Genomic DNA, 21,900 nt, shown 5'->3' with positions numbered 1-21,900 from the left:
TACGGACTGATGTGTTATGGCTGCGAGCAGGGCTCTTGGTGCAGGTCTTTGGAGATGCCGTCGATGCGCTATCAACTGTATTACTGGCCACATATTCAGGGCCGCGGCGAATACGTCCGGCTTGCGCTGGAAGAAGCCGGCGCGGCCTATACCGACGTGGCGCGAAGCGGCAACGGCACCAGCGCGATGATGAAGATGATGGAGACTGCAAAGGGCACGCCGCCCTTTGCGCCGCCGTTCCTCAAAGCGGGAAACCTCGTGATCGGCCAGACCGCCAACATCCTGCTCTATCTCGGCGCGCGCCATGGGCTGGCGCCGAAGGCGGAAGCGGCAAGGCTGTGGGTGCACCAGCTGCAGCTCACCATTACGGATTTCGTGCTGGAAGTTCACGACACCCATCATCCGCTCGGCCCGTCGCTCTATTATGAGGAGCAGAAGGCGCCGGCCAAAAAGCGCACCGCCGAATTCTGGAAGTCACGGGTGCCGAAATATCTGGATTATTTCGAGGAGTTGCTGGCCGCCAATGGCGGCGGCTACGTCACCGGCCGGCGCCTGACCTATGTCGACCTGTCGCTGTTCCAGATCGTGGAGGGGCTGCGCTACGCCTTTCCCAAGCGCATGAAAGCGTTTGAAAAGAACATTCCCGCCCTGGTCGAACTGCATGACCGCGTCGCCGCGCGGCCGAACATCAAGGCCTATCTCGCCAGCGAGCGGCGGATTGCGTTCAACGAGGACGGAATATTCCGGCGCTACAAGGCGCTGGATCTCTAACCTAGTCATTCCGGGGCACCGCGCGAGCGGTGAACCCGGAATCTCGAGATTCCCCGATGTGCAATCGCACATCTGAGGTTCGCTAGCGCGCCCCGGAATGACGGCGTGCCGTCACCTATTCCTTCCATCGATCGGCGTCATCGTCAGCTTCGATAGCTCGATGCCGTCGATGCAGCTCACATTGAGCGCCACCACTTCGCTGCCGTCAGGCCTGGTGCCGCGCGCAAAGACGTCGACGCCGCAATCGATGCAGAGCTGGTGGCGGATCGCGTGCTTGTTGAAGAGATATTCGCGTAAGTTGTCCTCGCCGGCGCGGAGCTGAAAGCTCTTCGGCTCCAGGAACGTAATATGCAGGCCCTTCTTGGTGCAGATCGAACAATTGCAGGCGGTCACCATCGCCAGGTCGGTGGTGCATTCGAACCGTACTTGGCCGCAATGGCAGCCGCCCGTGTAGGTCTTGCTTTCAGGCATGTGTCCCTCACCAGATTCCCGGAACCAGACGATAGCGCACGCGCGCGGCATAGTCAGCATAGCCCGGCAGGCCCGCGATCAGCGCGCGCTCCTCGATACCGGCGCGTACCGCGAACAGGATGGCGAACAGCGGCGCCAGCGCCACGCCCCACCAGGATCCCAACAGCAGCGGCACGCCGACGAAAACAGCATGATGCCGCTGTACATGGGATGACGGACAAAGGCGTACGGACCCGTCGAGATCACATGATGGTCGCGCGCGACCTGTATCTTGATCACGGGGGCTGCGAACGAGTTTTCGCGAAACACCCACATGATGAAGCCGGTCGAGAGCAGGTACATGGCAACGCCCAGCACCTGCAGGGCCAGGGGGACGTGGGAGGCCTGCATGCGCCGGTCCAGTCCCATCGCGACGAACCAGATCAACCCCGTGGCGGCGAACACCAGCATGAACTTCTTGTCGGCGGCCGGCTGTTCCTCGCGGGCCGTCAGCCGCATCCGCTCGGCGAGTAGCGCGGGATCGGTTTTCGCAAGCCACAGGCCGCAGGCCGGGCCGAGCACCGCGGAGGTGGCAAGGCACGCCCATGCGCCGGGCCAATGCAGCGTGCCGGCGGAGGCAAACAGCAGCGCACCCATCCCGACGACGAAGAAAGTGTTCTGCAGCAACAGCTTCGCAATCATGCGGTATCCCCATTGCCTGGGGCATCATGATCGCGCGATTTTTCGGCAAACTTGCGGCGTTTGGCCCGACAGGCCAGGGCGAGCAGCCTCTATGCGAACTGGTCGATCCGCGTTCCCTGTCCGGGCGGCAGGGCGGCAAGCAGCGTCGGCTTCGGAAGGCGCGTGCCGTCGGCGGCGGCGCCGTTTTGTACGTCGGCGGGCTTCACTTCTGGCTTGGGCACGCTGGCTTCAGGCGGCTTGATCTGCACCGGCGCAGACACAGCAGAGATATCCATCGGCATCATCCTTTTCGTTGCCTCCGACACTGGAGGCATTGAAGCGAACGATGTGTGAATCCCGGCCGGTGATCCCGCCAGATGGTGAACGGGGCGCTCGAAAATTCATTAGAATGCAGCGGATTCCGGAAGGGACGCCGCTACTCGTCCTTGCCGCGGGTGACCGCAATCGAGGCCTCGGTCTTGGTCCGCGTGCATTCCATGTTGAGCCGGCGGAAGCGCATCGAGACCTTGTCGCCGCGCAGGATGCCCATCCGCTTCATGCAGCGCGTCGATCCGGTCACGACGTCGGGCTTCGGAATGGTGAAGACGAGGGCGCCGGCCCTGGCGACCATGTCGAGAAATTCCGGTTTGAATTTCCGGTCGGTCTTCGCATAGAGCTCGAGCGAGTAGCTCTTGCCGCGGCAGCCGATCGAGAGCTCCTTCGCGGAGGGATGCGCCAGATAGACGATGTTGGCGGCCTTGAAGTTGACCTTGATCCCGTCGACCTGGCTGGCGAGTTGCTTGGCGACGTCGTCGCAGCGGTCGGCGCGGGCCGGCGAGGTTGAGAAAGCGGCCAGCGCCAGCGCGGCCGCGACCAGGACCGATCGGCGAAACTGTCGTCGTGATGTCATTTGTAAATGCCCCTCTGGGCCCCATTGAAGCTTGCGCGGCAGCTTCCTGCAAGAGGCCTACTCGAATGTCAATCAGAAGCCGCGGGTCATCATTGCGATAAAGAACGCCATCGTGGTGAACAGGTTGAGCAGGGTCGGCGTGCTGACCAGCGCCGTGGCGGCCCCGAGCCGCTGGTCGCGCGCGGCACAGGCGATGGCAAAGGCGGCCATCAGCGGGAACAGGATGATTTGCACCAATGTTTCCAGTGCCGCGTAAGGGCCGTTGAAAGCGAGCCCGTGCCTGATCACCGAGGGCATGTAGCTCAGCCAGGTCATGAGCATGACCGCGCCGAGCGCCATGACCGCTTGGCGCACGTAACCAATGGCCGCGAACAGCAGTGCCGACAGCGCCAGCACCGGATGGACGGCAAGATGCAGCTTGATGATGGCCCCGCCGATGCCGGGACCCGGGATTTTCGATATATCGTCCAGCAACGTCGGCACGCTCGACATGCCCCAGTAGAGCTCCAGCAGCGCGATCACAGACAGCGCGATGCGCAGGCCGATCCGGCGCGGCGCTGACGTGGCAGGGGCGGTCCCGGCCGTTGGGGCAGGCGCGCGCATCTCGGCCGTCGTCATCAGTGTCCCCATCATCTTGCCGGAGTTGTGCATCAGGTCCCGCGCATGGCGAGGCCGATGGCAATCGCAATGATGGCGGCGATGTTGAACAGGGTGGGAAGGCTGACCAGCGCGGTGGCAACGAGCAGCCGACGGTTGCGCGCGGCAAGGCCGATCGCGCAGACGGCCACGAGCGGAAACGCGATGATCTGCGCAGGGGACCAGATCGCGCCGAGGCCTACCGCGTCTATTCCTGACGACACCACGGTTGGCATGTATTTCAGCCAGGTCACGATGATGACAGCGCCGAGCATGACAATCGCAGGCCGCACGCGCCCGAAGGCGGCGAATACCAAGGCCGCCAGCGCCAGCAACGGGTGCATGACGCTGGCAGCGCCACTGATGGCTGGCACGACGATTTCAGGATCACCGAAGATCCCCCATGCCACCGACAGGCCGTCGAGGAGTTCGAGCACCGCGATGATGATCAGGGCGACGCTGAGCCCGGACAGGCTGGCTGCGGGCGGGACCGGGGGAGGGGCGGCCACTGTCTCGGTCGACACTGCGGTGGGAACAGTCGTCATTCTCGATTTCGATTGCTGATGGCCATTCGGGAACCTTCCTTTTGTGTCAAAAGTGCTTAGAACGGTTCAAATGCCGGGGTGTCCCGTGGACGCTTCCGCCCCCAAAAACCTTGCGAGCCCAGCCCATGAACGCCCCTACCGCCTTTCCCGACCAAAAGCCCGTTCCGCCCTACAAGCACACGCCGCTGTTTCCGCTGGGCGCGGACACCACGCCCTACAAGAAGATCACGACGGATGGCGTGCGGGTCGAGAAGGTGCTCGGCAAGGACATGCTGGTGGTGTCGCGCGAGGCGCTGCGGGCGCTGTCCGAGGCAGCCTTCGGCGACATCAATCATTATCTGCGCCCCGGCCATCTGAAGCAGCTGGCCAACATCCTCGAGGACAAGGAAGCCAGTGACAACGACAAGTTCGTGGCGTTCGATTTCCTCAAGAACGCCAACATCGCCGCCGGCGGCGTGTTGCCGATGTGCCAGGACACCGGCACCGCGATCATCATGGGCAAGAAGGGCGCCCGCGTGATCACCGACGGCGACGACGAGGCCGCGCTCTCGGAAGGCGCGCGCGACGCCTATTTGCGCCGTAACCTGCGCTATTCGCAGGTGGCGCCGATCTCGATGTATGAGGAAAAGAACACCGCCAACAACATGCCGGCGCAGTGCGAGATCTACGCCGAGGGCGATGACGCCTACAAGTTCATGTTCATGGCCAAGGGCGGCGGTTCCGCCAACAAGAGTTTCCTGTTTCAGGCGACGCCGTCGGTGCTGACCAAAGATCGCCTGCTGGCGTTCCTGAAGGAGAAGGTGCTGACGCTCGGGACGGCGGCGTGCCCGCCCTATCATCTGGCGATCGTGATCGGCGGCACCTCGGCCGAGCTTTGCATGAAGACGGTGAAGCTGGCGTCCGCGCGCTATCTCGATGCGCTGCCCACCCATGGATCGGCCGATGGCAACGCCTTCCGCGATCTGGAGATGGAGCAGGAGATCCTGAAGATGACGCAATCGCTCGGCGTCGGCGCGCAGTTCGGCGGCAAGTATTTCTGCCACGACGTGCGCGTGATCCGGATGCCGCGTCACGGCGCGTCGCTGCCCATCGGTCTCGGCGTGTCCTGTTCGGCCGACCGCCAGGTGCTCGGCAAGATTACGAAAGACGGCGTCTATCTCGAGGAGCTTGAGCACAACCCCGCGCAGTATTTGCCGGCGGTCGAGCAGGCGCTCGGCGGCGAGGTGGTAAAAATCGATCTCAACCAGCCGATGAAGGATATTCTGGCGACGCTTTCACAGCATCCGATCAAGACGCGGGTCTCGATGACCGGCACCATGATCGTCGCGCGCGATTCCGCCCACGCCAAATTGCGCGAGCGGCTGGAGAAGGGCGAGCCGCTGCCGGATTATTTCAAGAACCATCCGGTGTATTACGCCGGTCCCGCCAAGACGCCCGACGGCTACGCCTCCGGAGCGTTCGGCCCGACCACCGCGGGACGCATGGATTCCTTCGTCGACCAGTTCCAGGCCGCGGGCGGCTCCATGGTGATGGTCGCCAAGGGCAACCGCGCGGTCGCGGTGCGCGAGGCCTGCAAGAAGCACGGCGGCTTCTATCTCGGCTCGATCGGGGGAGCGGCGGCCAACCTCGCCGAGCACTGCATCAAGAAGGTCGAGGTGGTGGAATATCCCGAACTCGGCATGGAAGCGATCTGGCGCATCGAGGTGGTGGATTTTCCTGCGTTCATCATCATCGACGACAAGGGCAATGATTTCTTCAAGGAATTGAATTTGGGGTGAGGGCGTATCATTCAAGAGCATCGAGGGCAGGATGGTCGAGTGGTTCGACGACCTGAAGGTCGGCATGCGCTTCAAGACCGACACCGCTGTGGTGTCGAAGGAAGATATTATCCGCTTCGCCAGGGAGTATGACCCTCAGCCGTTCCACCTCGACGAGGAAGCGGCGAAGAAGTCCATTCTCGGCGGCCTTGCCGCGTCCGGGTGGCACACGGCCGCGATTGCGATGCGGCTCGCCGCCAACTCAAAGCCGTTCGGGCCGCATCCGCTGTTTGGCGCTGGCGTCGACGATCTGCGCTGGCTGAAGCCGGTGCGCCCCGGCGACACCATTCATCTTGAAGGTGAGGTGGTGGAACTGGTGCCCTCGCGCTCAAAGCCGCACGGCGTCGCTCGTGTGAGATGGACCGCCTACAATCAAAAGGGCGAGGCGGTCTACACCTTCAATCCGATTGCGATCGTGCCAAGCCGGCCGAAGTGAGCGCGGGCGGGAGCTGCAGAGCTGTCGGCCTCGATGGATTCAGCAATGGCTGGGTCGCCGTGCGTCTTGAAGGCGGCACACACGAAATTTCCTTCCATCGCGATGTCACCGAAGCGCTGTCGCGCCCATTCGATCGGGCAGGGATCGATATCCCCATCGGCATGGTCGATGACGGCGAGCGCTCGTGTGACCTGCTCGCCCGCGACAGATTGCGCCCGCACACCTCGCGTGTTTTCACGGGCGCGCGGCGCTGGATTTGGCAAGACTTCAGCAATCCCGACGAAGCGAACAGGGAATGCCTGCGGCGCGGCCAAAAGCGAATATCGCGCCAGCTCTGGCATCTCGGACCGAAGATCATGGAGGTAGATGCTTTCCTGCGTGCGCATCGCGCGCTTGATGTCCGCGAGGTCCATCCCGAACTGGTGTTTCTGCGGTTGAACGCAAACAATCCCTTGCCGTCGAAGAAGTCAGAGGAAGGAGATTCGCTTCGTCGGATGTTGCTCAAGCGGAGCGGGCTTCACGATATCGACCAATGGCTCGGCAAGGCGCGGATCGGCACCGGCGCGAAGCGCGACGATGTCCTGGACGCCTGCGCCGTGGCGCTTGCCGCGCGCGAACCTGCAGGCAGCGTCGGATCGCCGTCACCGGACGCCCACGGCTTGCCGATGCAAATTTGGTTCTAGAGCGTGATGACTTCTCTTCGATTCGTCATCCCACTCTAGCTCTTTGTTTGAGCATGATCTTTTCGGAAAACCGGTGCCCACTTTTCCGGATCATGCTTTAACGGCGGCGCCAACGTCTCACTTGTCGTCCCGGCCTAGTGCGCACTTGCGCACGGGGGGCCGGGACCCATAACCCCGATCATCTGTTGTTTGAAGGAAGTCATCGACCATCGTGCCAATTCACAATCGCCACGGTGTATGGGTCCCGGCCCCCCGTGCGCAAGTGCGCACTAGGCCGGGACGACATCGACCCCTCAACTGCAATTCGTGACCTGGCTGGAGCACAGGCTGCGCCACCAGCCGCGCACGCCGTCCTGGCTTTCGACGAGCCCCCAATAGCCGCTGCAGGCGAGCAAGCGTTTCGGGCCGCCGTCGGTGTCGAGCGGGCCGCCGAGCTTGCGCATCGCTTGTGTCCACTTCGCATCGGCGAATGGGGCCTGAAACAGCCCGCCCATGCGCGTGCCGCCATTGGCGTAATTCGCGCCGACCTTGTTTGCGGCGACCCAACCACGGCCGGAATAGGGCTTTGGCGCATTGCGCGGATATTTCTTCTCGTCCTCATATTCCTTGCCGGGCGGCGTCGCGTCCTCGATCAGGAACCAGCCGTCCTTGAAGCCTATGATGCGGAATTCGGTCAGCCAGCCGTCTTCGGGTGTGTTCTCACTACCACCCATCTTCAGGCGATACGGCGGCGGCAGCGTGCCGAGCACGCGCGATTTCACCGAAGGCTCGGCGCGGACGTTGAGGCCCCTGGGATCGCGATCTTCCGACCAGGCGCCGAGATTGCAGGGCTCGGTACCATCAGGCAGCGTCGCGCGTTTGGCCGCGAGTTCGGCGTGCGATTTTGCGAACTCGCTTTCCTGACCGTCGGGATCGGTCATCGTGGTGTCGCGGTTGCCGCGCGTGGCGTCGCTGCGCGGCTTCAATTCCGTCGACAATGCGCGCCGCTCATCCTTGTCGAGCTTGACGACGAGCACCTGGCGGGCTGCGAACACGCTGGCAGGGGATTTAGGGTCGTTTGCGTTTGCCGGATAGACCGCGAGGTATCCGGTCATATCAGCCGTGCGGTAGGCTTCGCCGGCGACAAAGCCCGCCGGCACCAGCGCGAGCGCGCTGGCGCGCCATGCCGGCTCGGGCTCGGGCGCGGATTGTGCGATCGCCGCCGTCACCAGGAAGGTGACGACGGCGATTGAAAGCAGTGCGGTCTTTTGCATGGATCAAACAGCGAGGGAGCGAAGCTGCTCCGTCCGGATCAGGCCCGGGTGCCCGTGAACGGAAAGCTGCCCATCGGGCCGATGCCCATTTCGCCGGACATGCTGTCGCCGGAAACTTTGCCGGTGAAGGCGAGCGTCAGCGGCATCGGGTTGGTGATGGAGATTTTCCAGGCGACGTCGTCGCCATTGGCGGTGCCGTCGAAGATTTCGCCGGAATTGCCGTCGGCGCCTTGCGTGCCCGTCAGCGTGCCGCCGGAATTCTTCAACGTCAGCGTCGCCTTGCGCTCGCCCATCGGCGTGGTCATGACGATATCCCAGTTTCCGTCCACGGCCATCTTGGTCTCCCCAATACATTTCCCAGCAACCGGAATGGTTCTGAGTTCTCCCGGCGGCGGTATAACCCATCTTGCCGCGCAAGCCCAACCCTGTTGTTTTACCGTAATTCAGGCGCGGGCGGCCGCGCGCAGGCGGCTGCCGACCAGGACGCGGAACGCCACATATTGCACGGCGAACAGAGCAACCTTGGCCCCGATCAGGACGACGGTCACATAGAACGTCCAGAGTTTCATATCGCCGGTCATCGCGACGCCGATGGTGCCGGCGGCGAGCACGAAACACAGCGCGGCCCAGACGTAGCCCGCGACGGTGACATATTCCGGAATGGTCTGGGTCACGATCGGCGGCATATAGCGCAGCATCCAGCCGCGCTTGAGCATGATGAGGCCGATTGCAAAATGCCCGATCGCGGGTTTCGCCAGCACGAAGCGCGGATCGTGCGTCAGCAGCGTGGCGCCGCCGAGCACAATCACGAGGGCGAGGCTGGCCCAGGTCATGTAGCCGAGCTCCTTGCCCTTGATGCGGGAATAGATCACCTGGCCGATGGCACCGGCGATCGCGACCCCCGTCGCCAGCAGCACGTTATCAGTCGCGAGATAGATCGCGATGAACACGATGGTGGAGAAAAAGTCGGCGCCTAATCTCGCGAATACGTCTTTCACTGGCGTGATCCTCCTTGGTGAGTGACGTCATTGCCTGCAACAAACGCGAAACGTTTGTGCAAGGGAGTGAAACGACGAAGCAATCCATTTTTCTTGTGGCCATGGATTGCTTCGCTGCGCTCGCAATGACGGGTGACGGTTAGACTTCGGGCAAGGCGCCGGCGGGCGGGGGACCATACTTAGCCTTGCGGTATCCGGGATACCATTTGGTGAAGTACACGGCACTGTTGCGCGCGGCAAACGCGATCAGCAATCCCGACCACAGCGGCAGGCCCGGCACGTAGATCAGCGCGGCATTGCCGGCCATCATCAACAGCATCGCGCCGGTCCATGCCCAGGTGATGATGTAGTTCGCCTTGATGAAGCCTGGCAGCTTCGTGGTTTCGGCATCGACCACCTCAAGCGCATATTGCAGCGTGAAGGGTTTGCCGGCCACGATCGATCCCAGGGTGACGAGGAATATTCCGGCATCGACGGCGAACTTGACGCCGGAGACGCTCAACTGCGGATCGATCAGGGTGACGTAGCTGCCGACCGCACCGAACACCACCACGGAGCCCGCGCCGAGGATCTTCAGCGAACGGCCGCGCAGCATGTCGTAGGCGATCACCGCGAGACAGATCGCGGCGCCGGCAAACAGGCTGACGGCGGTCGAGGTCACCAGCATCAGCAGCGCGAAGGCACCGTAGGGGGCGAGGATCAGGAAGATCGTCATGGCAGCCTCTCAGGCTTTATCTTTACACCGTAAAGATACCGTAGGGGCAAGGGCGGGAGTCGTCAAGGAAAATCTTTACAGTGTCAAAATAACCGTGATTGGATCGAAATAATGAAGGACTACAATTGGTTATGTGGCGTTGATAAATGGACTATAGTGGCCAGAAGCGCGCCAGCGCAAGAAGCGCGGCTGCGAGCAGCACAAGCAGGGTAAGCAGAATGCCGCCGACCCGGCAGATCTGAAACTGCATGGTGCGTGGGCCGACATACATGCCGAGCGGGTGCAGCAGCCGCGCCACCAGCAGCATTCCCATCAGCAGGTGCACCCGCGCGGTCGGCATGCCCGACATTTCCAGCAGCGCGACCAGCAACACGATAACAGGGACATATTCGGCAAAGTTGCCGTGCGCGCGAATGGCGCTGCGCAGCTTGATGTTGTCGCCGTCGCCGAACACGACGCGATGTCCCCGCCGCAGGCGCGAGACCTGCAGGCCGAGCACGAGATACAGCAGCGCGAGAATGGCGAGATAGAAGCCGGTGATCGTGGGTATGTGCATGTGTTGGTCCCCCAATGACGAGTACCTCAACGCCGTCATTCCGGGGCGCGACGAAGTCGCGAACCCGGAATCTCGAGCTTGTTGTATTCTATCATCTCGGGATTCCGGGTTCATCGCTGCGCGATGCCCCGGAATGACGGGGGGCGCCTCAGTCCGCACTCACCCAATTGCCATGGAAACCATCGGGCACGCGATGCCCGAGATGCACCAGCGCCACCGGTCCGGCTTCGACATCCCTGGCGTTGAACACCGCCAAGTCGCTGCGGTTTTCCCGCGCGCGCCAGACCGCGGCGAGCAGCCAGCCGTCGCCCTCGGCGGCATCTTCGCCGCGCTCGACGAACACGGCTTCGGAAATGGTGTCGCCGGCGGGGAGGTGATACTTGCCGAGCCGCTTGCCCTTGCCGTCGACATGCACGATGCCGGACAGCGCACCGAACATCGGCAGATCAGGATTGGCGCAGGCGTACCAGCCGTGGGTGCTGGCAAGGCCCGCGCGGCGATCGTCGATGCGCGGGAATTCGCCGGTCAGGTCGTCGAGATAAACTTGCGTGAAGCGGTCGGTATTGCCGGAGAGATCGAAGGTCCAGCGGCAATAGCGTGCGCGCGATTTTTCGGGGTCGGTCGGCGATCCGTCGGGGTGGGTGAACAGCGGCGCTTCCTCGAACTGCATCACGTCGGCGATGATGCGGCCGCCTTCTTCCCAGGCGTTCATGACGTGGAATACGTAGCAGCTCTCGGCGCGGAACCAGACAATGTCCTTGGCCGAGCCGGTGCGCTTCATGACGCCCACGTAAGCGCCTTTCTCGGGCTCCCAGGCGTAGGGCGGCTTGCCGCGCATTGCCCGTTCCATGCTGCCGGTGAGCGGCAAAATCGGAAACAGCATGTGGTTTTCGGTCACGATGAAGTCATGCACCATGCTGGCATAGGGCGATTCAAAACGATCGAACCGCGTCACCACGCCCGATGCGTTGACCGAACCGAAGGAGAGGGCTGGGGTCAGCGGTCCCGCGGCGTTGTAGCCGAAGAACACCATCTCGCCGGTGACCGGATCGATCTTGGGATGCGCCGTAAAGGGGCCTGATATCGCGCCCTTGTAGTCGCAATAACCCAGACGCTCCAGGGTACCCGGTTCGATCTCGGTCGGCATATGGCCTTCTTCCAGCGCCAGCAGGCGGCCGCCGTGGAAGATGATGTTGGTGTTGGCGACGCCGCCGTCATTGGTGATTTCGGCGGGCGCACCCGGCAGCTTGCGGCCGAAGCCGCCGAACAGCGCGCGGCCCGCGTCATGCTCGGCCTGCCATTTGGGGGTACGGACCCAGCGGTTGCGATAGCTGGCGCGGCCGTTCTCGAGATGGAAGGCGTGCAGCATGCCGTCGCCGACGAACCAGTGCGCGCCGGGCGCCTCGAATTGCGGGTTGGGGCCGTTGCGATAGAGCGTGCCGTTGAGCTCGCGCGGCAATTCGCCGGTCACCTTCAGGAACGGTGCGTCGCATTCCATCGGAATCGGCGCCAGATTGCTCCGCGCCGCGTTGGTCGCCACTTGGTCGAGCATCGTCGCTTCCTCCCGGTTTGATCTTTACAACGTAAAGATATGACTACAGAGCATGCCAGCCATCGTCAAGCAAAATCTTTACAGTGTAAAAATTGCGACTATAAGGATTCGCAAGGGGTTCAAATGGCGAAAACATCGAGAGAAAACAAAGTGGTCCGCACCGTCGCGCGGACCCGTAAGCCGGCGAGGGTGGCTGCCGAACGGCCCGCCATGCGGCGGCGCAAATCAGCAGGCGATACCCCCTACCATCATGGCGACCTGCGCGAGGCCCTGCTGCAGGCGGCCGAGCGGGTGCTGGAACGCGACGGGCTAGCGGGGCTGACGCTGCGCGCGGTGGCGCGCGAAGCCGGCGTCTCGCATGCCGCACCGACCCATCATTTCGGCGATCTCACAGGCCTTGTCAGTGAACTCGCGGCGATCGGCTTTAGGATGTTCAACGCGGCCATGAACGCCGCGGACGAAAGCGAAACCCATCCTGTCATGAAGGGGTTGGCGAGCGCCAAGGCCTATGTCGCCTATGCGCAGGCTCATCCTGGCATGTACGGCGTGATGTTTCGCTCGGCGCGGCTGGATTATTCGCGCCCCTCGCTGCGCGAAGCCTCTGAAGCCGCGTTCGCAGGGCTGACCGGCGGTGTGGCCGAAAGCCGGCAGGAGAAGATTTCCAAGGACTCGCTGTCGCTGGATCAGGCTGCGGCCATCGCGCGCGCCTGGTCGCTGGTGCACGGTTTTACCACGCTGCTGCTCGACGGCCGCCTCACCGGAATTCTGGAGCGGTTGCCCGAGGGCACGTCTGCGGACAAGCTGCTGGACGCGATGCTGCGCGGGGCGGTGCCCCGGCCGCCGGGGGCCTAGGCCGCAGCATACCAGCTATCGGGCATGTGACTTCCGCGTGACTTCCCGCAGGTCGGCGCTCTATAAGGTGCGCCTTAAATCGTTTCTAATATCGACCAAACGACCCCTGCCGGGAAGGAACTAGCTGTGACAAATTCGAAGCCCGTCCTCATCGACCGCCATCCCGGCCGCACGGCCCAAACCATCGGGATTGCGCGCGAACTGGGCGTCGATCCGGATCTGATCCACGAGCCCTCGGTCGGCGTGGTCGGCACCAAGGGCGACAGCCAGTGCTACATGGGGGTGATGGCGAAGGTCGATGCGATCCACGCCAGCCTCAAGAGCCATGTCGGCAAGGGCGCCGGCCAGATGAAGCTGCGCCTGGTCCAGCCGGAATACACCATCGCGACCTCGGACGGCATCCGCAACGGCACGCGCGAAATGCGCTACTCGCTGATCGGGCGCGAAGTGACGCACGATGCGCTCTGCGAACATCTGGAGGCCACTGGGCTTCTCGGCACCATCGCCGTCGTCGCCTGCGACAAGCCGCCGGTCGGCACGCTGGCCGCGCTGCTCGAGCACAATCAGCCCGCGATCATCATGTCCGACGGCGCGATCCATCCCGGCACCGATCCGAACACCGGCGAGAAGCTCGACATCGTCAGCGCCTACCAGGTCGCCGGCAACCCCGACGCCGAATACCGCCACCACATCGCCTGCCATGCCTGTCCCGGCTACGGCAGCTGCGGCGGCATGTTCACCTACAACACCATGCAGACCTTCATCGGCGTCGTCGGCATGCAGCCGCTGCACATGGTGGCGCCGCCGTCCGACGATCCCCGCCGCCTCAAGGAGTTTCCGGACCAGCTGGTCGGCTACCTCGCGCAGATGATCGCGAAGGGCCTCAAGCCGCGCGACATCGTGGTCCGCGACTCGATCCGCAACGCCGTCATCGTCGCGATGGCGATCGGCGGCTCCACCAACGTCACGCTGCATGCGCCGGAGATCGCGCGCGCCGCAGGCTTTGCCGACTTCTGGAAAGAGGTGATGACGCCGGCCGAGTTCAATCATCTGTCGCAATACGTCGTGCCTGTCCTCACCGACGCCCGCCCGTACGGCAAATATTCGATGGTCGATATCGACCGCGTCGGCGGCGTGCAGGTGATCGTCCGTGAATTGCTGGAGGCCGGACTGCTCAACGGCGACGTGATGACCTGCACCGGCGAAACGCTGGCCGAACAGGTCAAGCGGCTCGAAACCAAACCCGCCGACGGCACTGTCATCTACACCGTTGCCAAGCCCTATAAGCCGACCGGCGGCCTGCGCGTTCTCGGCGGCAATCTGTCGCCGGAATTTTCCGCCATTCTGAAACTGGCGGGCGTCGAGGGCGGACTGGAAAACAATCTGTTCCGCGGCAGAGCGCGCGTGTTCGAAGGCGAGCGTGGACTACTTGAGGCGCTCGACAAAACGCCCGACCTTTTCCAGAACAACGACATGATCATCGTGCGCTACGAGGGTCCGAGCGGCGCGCCCGGCATGCCGGAAATGCTCGATCCCACCTCGCGCATCACCACGCTGTGCCGCGAGCGCGGCATCGTGGTGGCGCTGATGACCGACGCGCGGTTCTCCGGCGGATCGGTCGGCCTCGTCATCGGCCATGTCGGCCCCGAAGCCGGCCTTGGCGGCCCCATCGCCTTCGTCGAGGACGGCGACGAGATCATCGCCGATCTCAACAAGAACGAACTCAACTGCACGGCGCTGGCGGATCCTGCCGTTCTGAAGGCGCGCAAGGCTGCCTGGGACAAGGTGGTGGCAGCCAACGGCGGCCTGCACCCGAACTGCGGCGTCGCCGACACCCGCCTGTTGCACCGCGCGCGGCTCTCTGCCGTGCCGGCCACCCGCGGCGGCGGATTGCACCCCAACCGCGAGGTCTGGGTGCGTTACCCCCGCGAAGCCACACGCTCGGGCTTCGTGCCGACGAACAAGCACCGGCCGGACGCGGCAAAGGCCTTTTAGGAAGCGGCCGGCTGGATTTGGCATCGACGGATCGATTGCTGCAAGTACTGCATCGTTTCGACCGGCGGATACATCGTTCGAGAGGCGTCAATATTTTGCGCGCCTGGTTCTGACAGAACCAGGAACCGGTTCCGGTCCAGCATCCTACTTGCGGCGACAACGAATTCGTCAATTCGGACAGGGTTGTCCCGCGGCTCCCCACAGAGCCATGTCTTTAACATGGTCCTCGAAGGTACCCGGTGGCGTAATCCCGCCGACTTGGCCAAAGACGTAACGGCGGATTACGCTCCGCTAATCCGCCGTACGAGCTACGAGCAACGCGCCGACCCATTGGCGCATCCCGGAATGACAAACAGGAGCGGCGCATCTCGCGCCTGCGAGACGCCTGCATTCTTCGGCTAATGCGACCACTCCTTCAGGGAACGCTTGTTTCGCGACGGCGTTCCGACTCTAGAGGAGGAATTTGCCATGAAACTGAGAGGATTGTTTATTGCAGCCGCCGTGCTGCTGATGCCGGCCGCCGCACTGGCGGCGCCAGGCATCGTCACCACCACGGTCAGCCTGAGGGCAGGGCCCGGTGAAGGCTTTCCGACGGTCGACCGCATTCCCGGCGGCGCCCGTGTCAACATCCATGGGTGTCTCAGAGGCATCGCCTGGTGCGATGTGAGCTGGTCGGATGATCGTGGCTGGGTGTCGTCGCAATATCTCGAATATCTCTACCGCAACCGCTACGTCTATCTGCCTGACTATGTCGACGAGATCGGCGTTCCCGTCGTTCCGTTCGTGCTGACCTCGTACTGGTCGAGCTACTATTCGGGACGTCCCTGGTATCACCGCCGCGCTTACTGGAGCGGCTACTGGCAATCGCATGAGCGTTTCGCGACGCGGTTGACGATCGACCGCACGGCGGCCCGGATCGGCCGCGCGGCCGCAGCGCGCGACTCTGCGCGCCCCGAGGCAAAGGCGCGTGTCGGTGTCGAGGAGAGGTCGCGTGCCCGTGTCGAGGAACGGACGCGCGCCGGTGTGACGGAGCGGACCCGCGCCGGTGTGACGGAACGCGTTACGCGGGAGAAAGACATCGCTACGCGTAGTGCGCGCGAAGGGCGCGAACGCGCAGCGGTGCAGGCGCGCGACAACGGGCGGATGACGCGTGAGAACGCAAGAGCGGCCGTGCGCCAGCAGCCGATGGCCCGCGCCCGCACGCAGACGCCGCCGATCATGGCCCGCGGTCATGACGAACCGCGTGCGGCTGCGCCGCGGATCGAGCGTGCCGCGCCCCACATGACGCAGCCCAATGCGGCGCGCGGCGGCGGTGGCCCGCCGGCGACCGCACGCGCGCAGATGCCGGCCCCGGCCGCCCCGCGCGCAGCAGCGCCCGCGATGCCGCACGGCGGCGGCGCGCCGCACATCAACGCCGCACCGCGCGGCGGTGGTGGCGGCGGACCAGGCGGTGGCGGAGGCCACGGTCACGACAAGCGCCAATGAACGAAAAGCCCGGCCTTGCGCCGGGCTTTTTTTCGACGAGCTGTGCGGCTTTGAGGATTACGGTGCACTCAATTCACCGCATCGCTACCGACGGCCTTGAAATTGAGTGCACCGTCACCGTAATTCACGCAAGAACTGGTGGAACGCGGTAGATGGGGTAACGGGCCCGGTCCGCCCTCCAAGCAAGCCGCGCTTGCTACAGCGCCATTCGGTAGCCCGCGTCGCGCGGCTTGCCCGGAAGGCGGGCGGTCGTCCCTCACATGGATGGTGTGACGGAGTCGAGGGATGAGCCTCGCTCCAAGCATCAAGGAGAGACGACCATGGAGCATTATGCAGGAATCGACGTTTCATTGGAATGCTCGAGTGTGTGCGGCAAGATAGTTCGGGAAAGCAAGGTCGCCAGTGAGCCGCGCACGTTCACTTCAGCACCGTTTCGCTAAGCAGCGTTGCTGCGTTCGACGTGCTGCGCCAGTTTCTCGAGGGTCTGGTAACCGAATTCGACGGCGCCGAATCCGATCCCCGCGTCGCGCTGAGCCTTCGTCGGATGCAACTGCCGCAAAGTGATGACGGTCTTGCCGTCGCTCTGCTCATCGAACGTGATGGTGGTGCGGAATATGCCAGGATCGTTGTCTTTGTCGGCGCCATGATCGATCTCGATCAGGTGCGGCCTCTCGATGCGTCGGAATTGCATCCGATTTGTATATCGCTTGCCGTCGGGAGCGATCATATCGAACCGCCATTCGCCGTTGACGCGAATATCCATCGACTTTGTCTCGACCCTGAAGCCGGCCGGACCAAACCATTGGGGGAGATGGCGCGGATCAACCCAGGCGGAGAAAACCAACTCTCGCGGCGCGTTGATCACGCGCGAGAGGACGATCTCTCGATCGAGCGCCCAAGTGGACAGGGGCGCTTCATTTTGACCTGCGTTTGCGGGCATTGGACTTCTCCTTTTTCTTCAGTTTCTCAACGTACATCTCCAGTCGATCCAGTCGTTGCTCCCAGATCTCCCTTTGGGCCGCCAACCAAACCTCGACGGTTGCGAGAGCTTCCGTCTGCAATGAGCACATCCTGACGCGACCGGTCTTCTCGGACGCAACGAGGCCGCTGCTCTCTAGAATGCGGATGTGTTTCATCAGGCTCGGCAGCGCCATTTCGAACGGCTTCGCCAGCTCTCCGACGGATGCCTCGCCATCACACAGTCGCATGACGATCGCACGACGGGTCGCGTCGGACAGGGCCCCGAAAACGTGGTCGAGTTGCATTGATTGGTTAGCCATAAAGCTAACTATAGTGGAGACGCAAACGTGTGTCAACAAAAGTTAGCCAGACGGCTAACTAATTGGTAGTGAGCACAGCGTCGTCGATCGCGTTCGCCAACTTATGAAGAGAGAGTCGTCGCTGCGGAAGTGTCAGTCGCGATCGAACCGAAGATGGAACTTGAAGAGATCTCTACGTCCGTTGTTGGGCTCAAATTTTCGATCGAATTTCGGCCGCAAGTGGCGCGCCGTAGCCACCTTGCTTCCATGAGGAGTTCTCTTCGCAACTAGAAATCAATCCTTATCGTGTGCGTATTTCTCCAAAACCAGGCGATTATACTCATCTCTCACAGCTCTCCGCGAAATATGCCCTTTTCGGTCTTTGGCAATCTTCAAAAGATCAGGATCAGTCGGTGCCCATGATTTCCTTCTAAATTTGGCAAAGAGTTGCCCAGTAGGCCCCGGGGTTCTTCCAAATAGCCGGTCAAACCATCCCATGGCGTCCTCCCGGTCGTATTGTGATTTACGACAAACTATCATCATGAATTTAGAACACTAGGGTCAAATACGGACAGTACCCTCCCGGCCCCTTAGGGACAGATTGGCAGCTGAGAATGCATGTCGAAATCAACATCAAATGACCGCTTCTGGCCGGAAAGCGGTCGTTATTGCGGTGACAGCCCGTAGCCCGTAGCCCGTAGGCGGATTAGCCGAAGGCGTAATCCGCCATCTTGATTACTTCTGCGCGAGGCTGTCGCTGCCACGAGCCAAAATCATCCTTTCGCGATTGATGCCTTCGTCGTGCTGCCGGATCATTTGCATGCGATCTGGACACTGCCGCCGGCCGATCCTGATTTCTCGACGCGCTGGCGGCTGATCAAAAGCCGGTTCGCGAAGGCGCTGCCGAAACAGGAGCGGCTCAGCGCCGTTCGCGTCGCGCGCCACGAACGCGGCATCTGGCAGCGCCGGGTCTGGGGCACCTGATCCGCGACGAGGCCGACTACGCGCGCCACGTCGAATATTGCTACATCGTTCAAGCACGGCCTCGTCACGCGGGTGCGCGACTGGCCGTACTCCTCGTTTCATCGCGATGTCCGAGCGGGATTGTTTCCAGGAGATTGGGCGGGCGTTAGCGAGGTCGGCGGAGATTTCGGGGAGCGAGGGTGATCGACCAAAGACGGCGGATTACGCCTTCAGCTAATCCGCCCGAGCTATCAGGCCTGTCGGCCATATCTCTCGGTTACTGCCGCCGCGACGAACTTTCTGCGTCCGGCGCTGCCCGGGCTTGTGCCATGGGTGGCGCACCAGTCCGGGAATGTGGCGGGGTCAATATAAACACGCAGCACGACGTGTCCGTAGGCCTTAAGCCCGTGCTCCATTTCCTCGGCCATCTTCAGCCATTCTTTCCAGCTCGGTGGCATCTTGTCGCGATCGTCGAAAAGCTGCAGCAACGCAGGATAATCTTCCTCCTTGATCCAATAGGCCCCGACTGCGGGAGGCGGTTTATCCTCGGAATTGGCCATACGTGTTCTTCCTGCAGATGCTGCCTGTCACTGACAGATCGAGGCGGGTCGCCCGCCTCGATCCGCCGTAAATCAGAGCTTCGATCATTGATGAAATTATCTCCGAATTGAAGTGCAGGTGCACTGTCACCGCAACTTCGTAATCCTGATCGGATTTTTGGCCTGCGATCGCGCCGAGAACCCGATGGGCAGGGCCATGGGCGGGTCTACAATTGGCGCGATGATGGAAATGTGCCGCTGATTTGCCCGACGTGTCAAAATGTTTTTGCGGGGTAAGGCATCCCTGCCGGCGACCCCGGCTACTTTGCATGGGGTTGTTTTCGATATTTTAGTTGGGAGCGGGAACCGGCGGGGTATTGCGGCCAGTCTGGCGCCCGAAACTGACCTCAGCCTATTCGGTTGAGGGTGCCTCTGATGCTCGTGAACATCTCGCCGATATTCTTCCGCATCGAATCGAGCTTCTGAAAATCTTCAAAGATCCTGGAAATTCTCGCGTCGAGCTCGGTCTTGTTGGTGGCGATCGCCTCCACGCGCGAGGCAAGCCCTTCATCGCCCTTCAGCTCGATCTCGCCAAGCGTCTTGCTCAGGATCGCGTGACCGATATTCACTTCAGCGATCAATGCCTCGATGCCGTAGACTGGCCCTTGCAACGGCGCCAGTCCGGCCTGCGACGTGGCCAGTTCCTCCCTGAACTGGCCAAGCGTCGCCGAAAAATCCTGCAGGTTCCTGAGACGCAATCGGCAGTTGACGATGAATTCGTTCAGCGCGTTCTGGCGGTCGAGCAGGCTGGCCCCGCTGGAATCCGTCTCAATCGCCGCAAGCGAGCGCTCCAGATGCGTCCGGCGTTCCCTGAGCTCTTCCAGGTCGAGGCGAATGGCGTCCAGAATATGGAAGCAATGATCAACGTGCGCGACCCGCTGCTCGATCTCGAGTTTGTTCTTCGAGAGGCTCTCGACCCGCAGACTGAGCTTTTCATCCCCGCCGGATTCGAGTTCATCCAGCATCCTGGTCAACTGGTCGCCGGATGAGCGCAGCTCGGTAATGAGGGCGTTGATCCCCGTTTCCGGCGTGCGCACCGGTACAAGCTCTGCGTGGGTCTTGGCCAGTTCTTCCCTGAAGCGGTTGAGCGTCGCCAGTGACTGCTGCAGCACGCCGTGACGGTTGTGAATCGCGGATACGCTTTGGTCCAGTTCGTTGACGCGATCGCCGAGATTTTTCTTGTTGTCGTCGGTCTCCAGCTCAGTGAGCCAGCGCTCGAGCTGACGCAGCCGGTCCTTCAATTCGCTGAACACAGGCTCGGCAACGCGCCGCTTTTCCGACACGACGCCGACCGTCTCCCGAAGGGCCTGCTGGCGGCGCCGGATCCCTTCAAGCCGCTCATGGAGATCGACGGAATCGTACCGGCTCTGCTGTTCGGCTACCCGTTTTTCGGTGTCCGCGAGCGTCGCCTGAAGCGATACGATGGCTTCGTCGGGGTCGCTCTTGGCGAGAGACTGGACCGACGAGTCGAATCCAGCTTGCGCATCATGCGCGGCCAGAACCCCTTGTCGCAGGCCCCTGAGGCGGTCCCGCAATAACTTGTTCTGGCGCGCCAGGCCGTAAGCCTGCCAGACGGATGAGCCGATCAGCGACAGGGTGGTCAACATGATGGCGCCGAGCGCGAACCGCTGGGGACCTGGCAACGCCGATAGCTGAACCGATATTTGGGCTGGATCGAGTCCCAATGTCGCGCCTGCAAAAAACGCGCAAGCGCTGAACAGCACTATCCAGGCGATGATCGGAAACCACATACCGTGAACTAATCAGACTGTGTCGTAATCGATTGAAGGGGTATTTTTTTGAGGGCAAACCGGGTTGGATGCCCGTTTCCGCAAATCTACGTCCCCCTTTTGGTCGGGAACCATAACGGCTTTTGAGGTCGGGCGGTAGTCTTACGGCGCCGGCACACGCGACTTGGCGCCGCAACCCGGGCGCGTCCATTGAGAGAAGGCCGCTAGGGTCGCGTGTCAGAACGTCGCCAGGCGCCAGACGTCATCCACTAGCGCTTCGCCATGCTGACGGCGCGGCCGGTCTCGCCGATCACCTTCACTTCATCCTTGCCGCAGGTGAAGCTGCGCGCGAGCTCGTCTGCGGCCTTGCGGGCGAGTTCGTTGGGATTTGGGTTGGCCTGTGCGTCGATGTAGGCGACGTGGCAGACGGCGCCGGGCGGCAGCCTGGTCACCGCCAGCATCGGCTTGGCGGTAGGGCGGCCTTGCTTGTCCGGATCGCTGTTGTCGGCGATGTGCCAGCGCTGGATGATCGCGAACGGCTTGCCGTCCACCGCCCGCCATTCGACGGTGTTGGTGGTCGAGTTGAACGGGCCGAACCAGCCTTGCGCGGCCGGCTCCTTGGCCGCCGCGGCGCGGTTGCGGCCGACCGAGACGGTTTCGCGCAGATCGCCTTCGCTGATCAGCACCACCAGGCCCGCTGTGCCGGGGCAGACCCGCGTCGTGCTGCCGTCGAGTTCGCTGGGCTTGCCGATCATGCGGCAATCCTTCGGCGCCGTGGACGTATAGCTGCTGCTGAATGTCTGGGCATTTGCCGGTGAGAACAGGCCAAGCACGGCGCATGCCGCACCGGCCAATGCGGTCAAATGCAGATTGCGGAGGCGTTTCATCCCTGGGCGTCCCTTGCCGTGCCCTGAGGTCCCACTGGGCCATTCCCGGCTTTTGGGGAACCATGACAGTCTGACGTGAGCAATCTGGGGAAGGTTCAAGGAAGCCAAGCGAAATACCTGACATCGG

23 protein-coding genes and 2 pseudogenes are annotated in these 21,900 nt (G+C 62.5%); 8 read left to right on the top strand and 17 right to left on the bottom strand.

Annotated features, from left to right (window positions below):
- Positions 1 to 63: 63 nt before the first annotated feature.
- Positions 64 to 771, top strand: coding sequence for a glutathione S-transferase (locus tag JQ567_RS26460; RefSeq protein WP_212441536.1), 708 nt, complete (start codon positions 64 to 66; stop codon positions 769 to 771).
- Between the two features lie 111 nt (positions 772 to 882).
- Here the strand turns inward: JQ567_RS26460 and JQ567_RS26455 are convergent, their stop codons facing one another.
- The 6 genes and pseudogenes from JQ567_RS26455 to JQ567_RS26430 all read right to left on the bottom strand — a co-directional run bounded on the left by JQ567_RS26455 (position 883) and on the right by JQ567_RS26430 (position 3,993).
- Positions 883 to 1,242: a GFA family protein gene (locus JQ567_RS26455; protein ID WP_212441535.1), complete on the bottom strand. Its 360-nt coding sequence runs from the start codon at positions 1,240 to 1,242 to the stop codon at positions 883 to 885.
- Positions 1,243 to 1,249: 7 nt separating this feature from the next.
- A pseudogene (locus JQ567_RS26450) lies at positions 1,250 to 1,923 on the bottom strand (methyltransferase family protein).
- A gap of 89 nt (positions 1,924 to 2,012) precedes the next feature.
- Positions 2,013 to 2,198: a hypothetical protein gene (locus JQ567_RS26445; protein ID WP_212441534.1), complete on the bottom strand. Its 186-nt coding sequence runs from the start codon at positions 2,196 to 2,198 to the stop codon at positions 2,013 to 2,015.
- A gap of 140 nt (positions 2,199 to 2,338) precedes the next feature.
- On the bottom strand, positions 2,339 to 2,812 hold the full coding sequence (locus JQ567_RS26440) for a hypothetical protein (protein ID WP_212441533.1): 474 nt from the start codon (positions 2,810 to 2,812) through the stop codon (positions 2,339 to 2,341).
- A 72-nt stretch (positions 2,813 to 2,884) separates the two neighbouring features.
- The gene (locus JQ567_RS26435; protein WP_249165728.1) at positions 2,885 to 3,430 is read right to left on the bottom strand and encodes a hypothetical protein; all 546 of its coding nucleotides are present in this window, start codon (positions 3,428 to 3,430) and stop codon (positions 2,885 to 2,887) included.
- 32 nt (positions 3,431 to 3,462) lie between these two features.
- Complete coding sequence (locus JQ567_RS26430; protein WP_212441532.1) at positions 3,463 to 3,993, bottom strand: hypothetical protein; 531 nt, start codon at positions 3,991 to 3,993, stop codon at positions 3,463 to 3,465.
- 125 nt (positions 3,994 to 4,118) lie between these two features.
- On the opposite strand from JQ567_RS26430, the gene JQ567_RS26425 reads away from it, so the two are divergent.
- From JQ567_RS26425 to JQ567_RS26415, 3 genes are read left to right on the top strand one after another with little or no spacing between them, the layout of a single operon-like run.
- Positions 4,119 to 5,771 (top strand): fumarate hydratase, encoded by a 1,653-nt coding sequence (locus tag JQ567_RS26425; protein ID WP_212441531.1) that lies wholly within the window; start codon positions 4,119 to 4,121, stop codon positions 5,769 to 5,771.
- A gap of 31 nt (positions 5,772 to 5,802) precedes the next feature.
- A complete protein-coding gene (locus tag JQ567_RS26420) occupies positions 5,803 to 6,246 on the top strand; it encodes a MaoC family dehydratase (RefSeq protein ID WP_212441530.1) in 444 nt (147 codons plus the stop codon).
- Entirely contained in the window at positions 6,168 to 6,929 is a 762-nt protein-coding gene (locus tag JQ567_RS26415) for a DUF429 domain-containing protein (RefSeq protein ID WP_212441529.1), read from the top strand. The genes JQ567_RS26420 and JQ567_RS26415 overlap by 79 nt, the downstream gene beginning before the upstream one ends.
- 293 nt (positions 6,930 to 7,222) lie before the next feature.
- Here JQ567_RS26415 and JQ567_RS26410 read toward each other — a convergent pair whose 3' ends face one another.
- The 6 genes from JQ567_RS26410 to JQ567_RS26385 all read right to left on the bottom strand — a co-directional run bounded on the left by JQ567_RS26410 (position 7,223) and on the right by JQ567_RS26385 (position 12,003).
- A complete protein-coding gene (locus JQ567_RS26410) occupies positions 7,223 to 8,182 on the bottom strand; it encodes an SH3 domain-containing protein (RefSeq protein ID WP_212441528.1) in 960 nt (319 codons plus the stop codon).
- 38 nt (positions 8,183 to 8,220) lie between these two features.
- Positions 8,221 to 8,517 (bottom strand): hypothetical protein, encoded by a 297-nt coding sequence (locus JQ567_RS26405; RefSeq protein ID WP_212441527.1) that lies wholly within the window; start codon positions 8,515 to 8,517, stop codon positions 8,221 to 8,223.
- A 108-nt stretch (positions 8,518 to 8,625) separates the two neighbouring features.
- Positions 8,626 to 9,180 carry a septation protein IspZ gene (locus tag JQ567_RS26400; protein ID WP_212441526.1) on the bottom strand — a complete coding sequence of 185 codons (555 nt, stop codon included), beginning with the start codon at positions 9,178 to 9,180 and terminating at the stop codon, positions 8,626 to 8,628.
- 139 nt (positions 9,181 to 9,319) lie between these two features.
- Entirely contained in the window at positions 9,320 to 9,895 is a 576-nt protein-coding gene (locus tag JQ567_RS26395) for a hypothetical protein (protein ID WP_212441525.1), read from the bottom strand.
- Between the two features lie 151 nt (positions 9,896 to 10,046).
- Positions 10,047 to 10,451 carry an MAPEG family protein gene (locus JQ567_RS26390; protein ID WP_212441524.1) on the bottom strand — a complete coding sequence of 135 codons (405 nt, stop codon included), beginning with the start codon at positions 10,449 to 10,451 and terminating at the stop codon, positions 10,047 to 10,049.
- Positions 10,452 to 10,599: 148 nt separating this feature from the next.
- Positions 10,600 to 12,003: a carotenoid oxygenase family protein gene (locus tag JQ567_RS26385; protein WP_212441523.1), complete on the bottom strand. Its 1,404-nt coding sequence runs from the start codon at positions 12,001 to 12,003 to the stop codon at positions 10,600 to 10,602.
- Between the two features lie 123 nt (positions 12,004 to 12,126).
- Between JQ567_RS26385 and JQ567_RS26380 the strand changes: the two genes are divergently transcribed.
- From JQ567_RS26380 to JQ567_RS26370, 3 genes are all read left to right on the top strand, one after another.
- Entirely contained in the window at positions 12,127 to 12,855 is a 729-nt protein-coding gene (locus tag JQ567_RS26380; RefSeq protein ID WP_212441522.1) for a WHG domain-containing protein, read from the top strand.
- A gap of 126 nt (positions 12,856 to 12,981) precedes the next feature.
- Positions 12,982 to 14,850, top strand: a complete 1,869-nt coding sequence (locus JQ567_RS26375; protein WP_212441521.1) for a dihydroxy-acid dehydratase — start codon at positions 12,982 to 12,984, stop codon at positions 14,848 to 14,850.
- 468 nt (positions 14,851 to 15,318) lie between these two features.
- Positions 15,319 to 16,335, top strand: coding sequence for an SH3 domain-containing protein (locus JQ567_RS26370; RefSeq protein WP_212441520.1), 1,017 nt, complete (start codon positions 15,319 to 15,321; stop codon positions 16,333 to 16,335).
- 436 nt (positions 16,336 to 16,771) lie between these two features.
- Here the strand turns inward: JQ567_RS26370 and JQ567_RS26365 are convergent, their stop codons facing one another.
- Positions 16,772 to 17,275, bottom strand: a complete 504-nt coding sequence (locus JQ567_RS26365; RefSeq protein ID WP_212441519.1) for an SRPBCC family protein — start codon at positions 17,273 to 17,275, stop codon at positions 16,772 to 16,774.
- Positions 17,250 to 17,615 (bottom strand): helix-turn-helix transcriptional regulator, encoded by a 366-nt coding sequence (locus tag JQ567_RS26360; protein ID WP_212441518.1) that lies wholly within the window; start codon positions 17,613 to 17,615, stop codon positions 17,250 to 17,252. The genes JQ567_RS26365 and JQ567_RS26360 overlap by 26 nt, the downstream gene beginning before the upstream one ends.
- 717 nt (positions 17,616 to 18,332) lie before the next feature.
- On the opposite strand from JQ567_RS26360, the pseudogene JQ567_RS38320 reads away from it, so the two are divergent.
- Positions 18,333 to 18,761 (top strand): annotated as a pseudogene (locus JQ567_RS38320) (REP-associated tyrosine transposase); the annotation flags it as partial.
- A 47-nt stretch (positions 18,762 to 18,808) separates the two neighbouring features.
- Here the strand turns inward: JQ567_RS38320 and JQ567_RS26350 are convergent.
- The 3 genes from JQ567_RS26350 to JQ567_RS26340 all read right to left on the bottom strand — a co-directional run bounded on the left by JQ567_RS26350 (position 18,809) and on the right by JQ567_RS26340 (position 21,773).
- Positions 18,809 to 19,117, bottom strand: a complete 309-nt coding sequence (locus JQ567_RS26350; RefSeq protein ID WP_212441517.1) for a hypothetical protein — start codon at positions 19,115 to 19,117, stop codon at positions 18,809 to 18,811.
- A 386-nt stretch (positions 19,118 to 19,503) separates the two neighbouring features.
- Positions 19,504 to 20,763: a hypothetical protein gene (locus JQ567_RS26345; protein WP_249165727.1), complete on the bottom strand. Its 1,260-nt coding sequence runs from the start codon at positions 20,761 to 20,763 to the stop codon at positions 19,504 to 19,506.
- A 392-nt stretch (positions 20,764 to 21,155) separates the two neighbouring features.
- On the bottom strand, positions 21,156 to 21,773 hold the full coding sequence (locus tag JQ567_RS26340) for a hypothetical protein (protein ID WP_212441515.1): 618 nt from the start codon (positions 21,771 to 21,773) through the stop codon (positions 21,156 to 21,158).
- Between the last annotated feature and the right edge of the window lie 127 nt (positions 21,774 to 21,900).

The sequence above is a fragment of the Bradyrhizobium sp. AUGA SZCCT0431 genome (assembly GCF_018131065.1).
Classification (GTDB): Bacteria; Pseudomonadota; Alphaproteobacteria; order Rhizobiales; family Xanthobacteraceae; genus Bradyrhizobium.
This window is presented reverse-complemented; position numbering and strand designations above follow the sequence as displayed.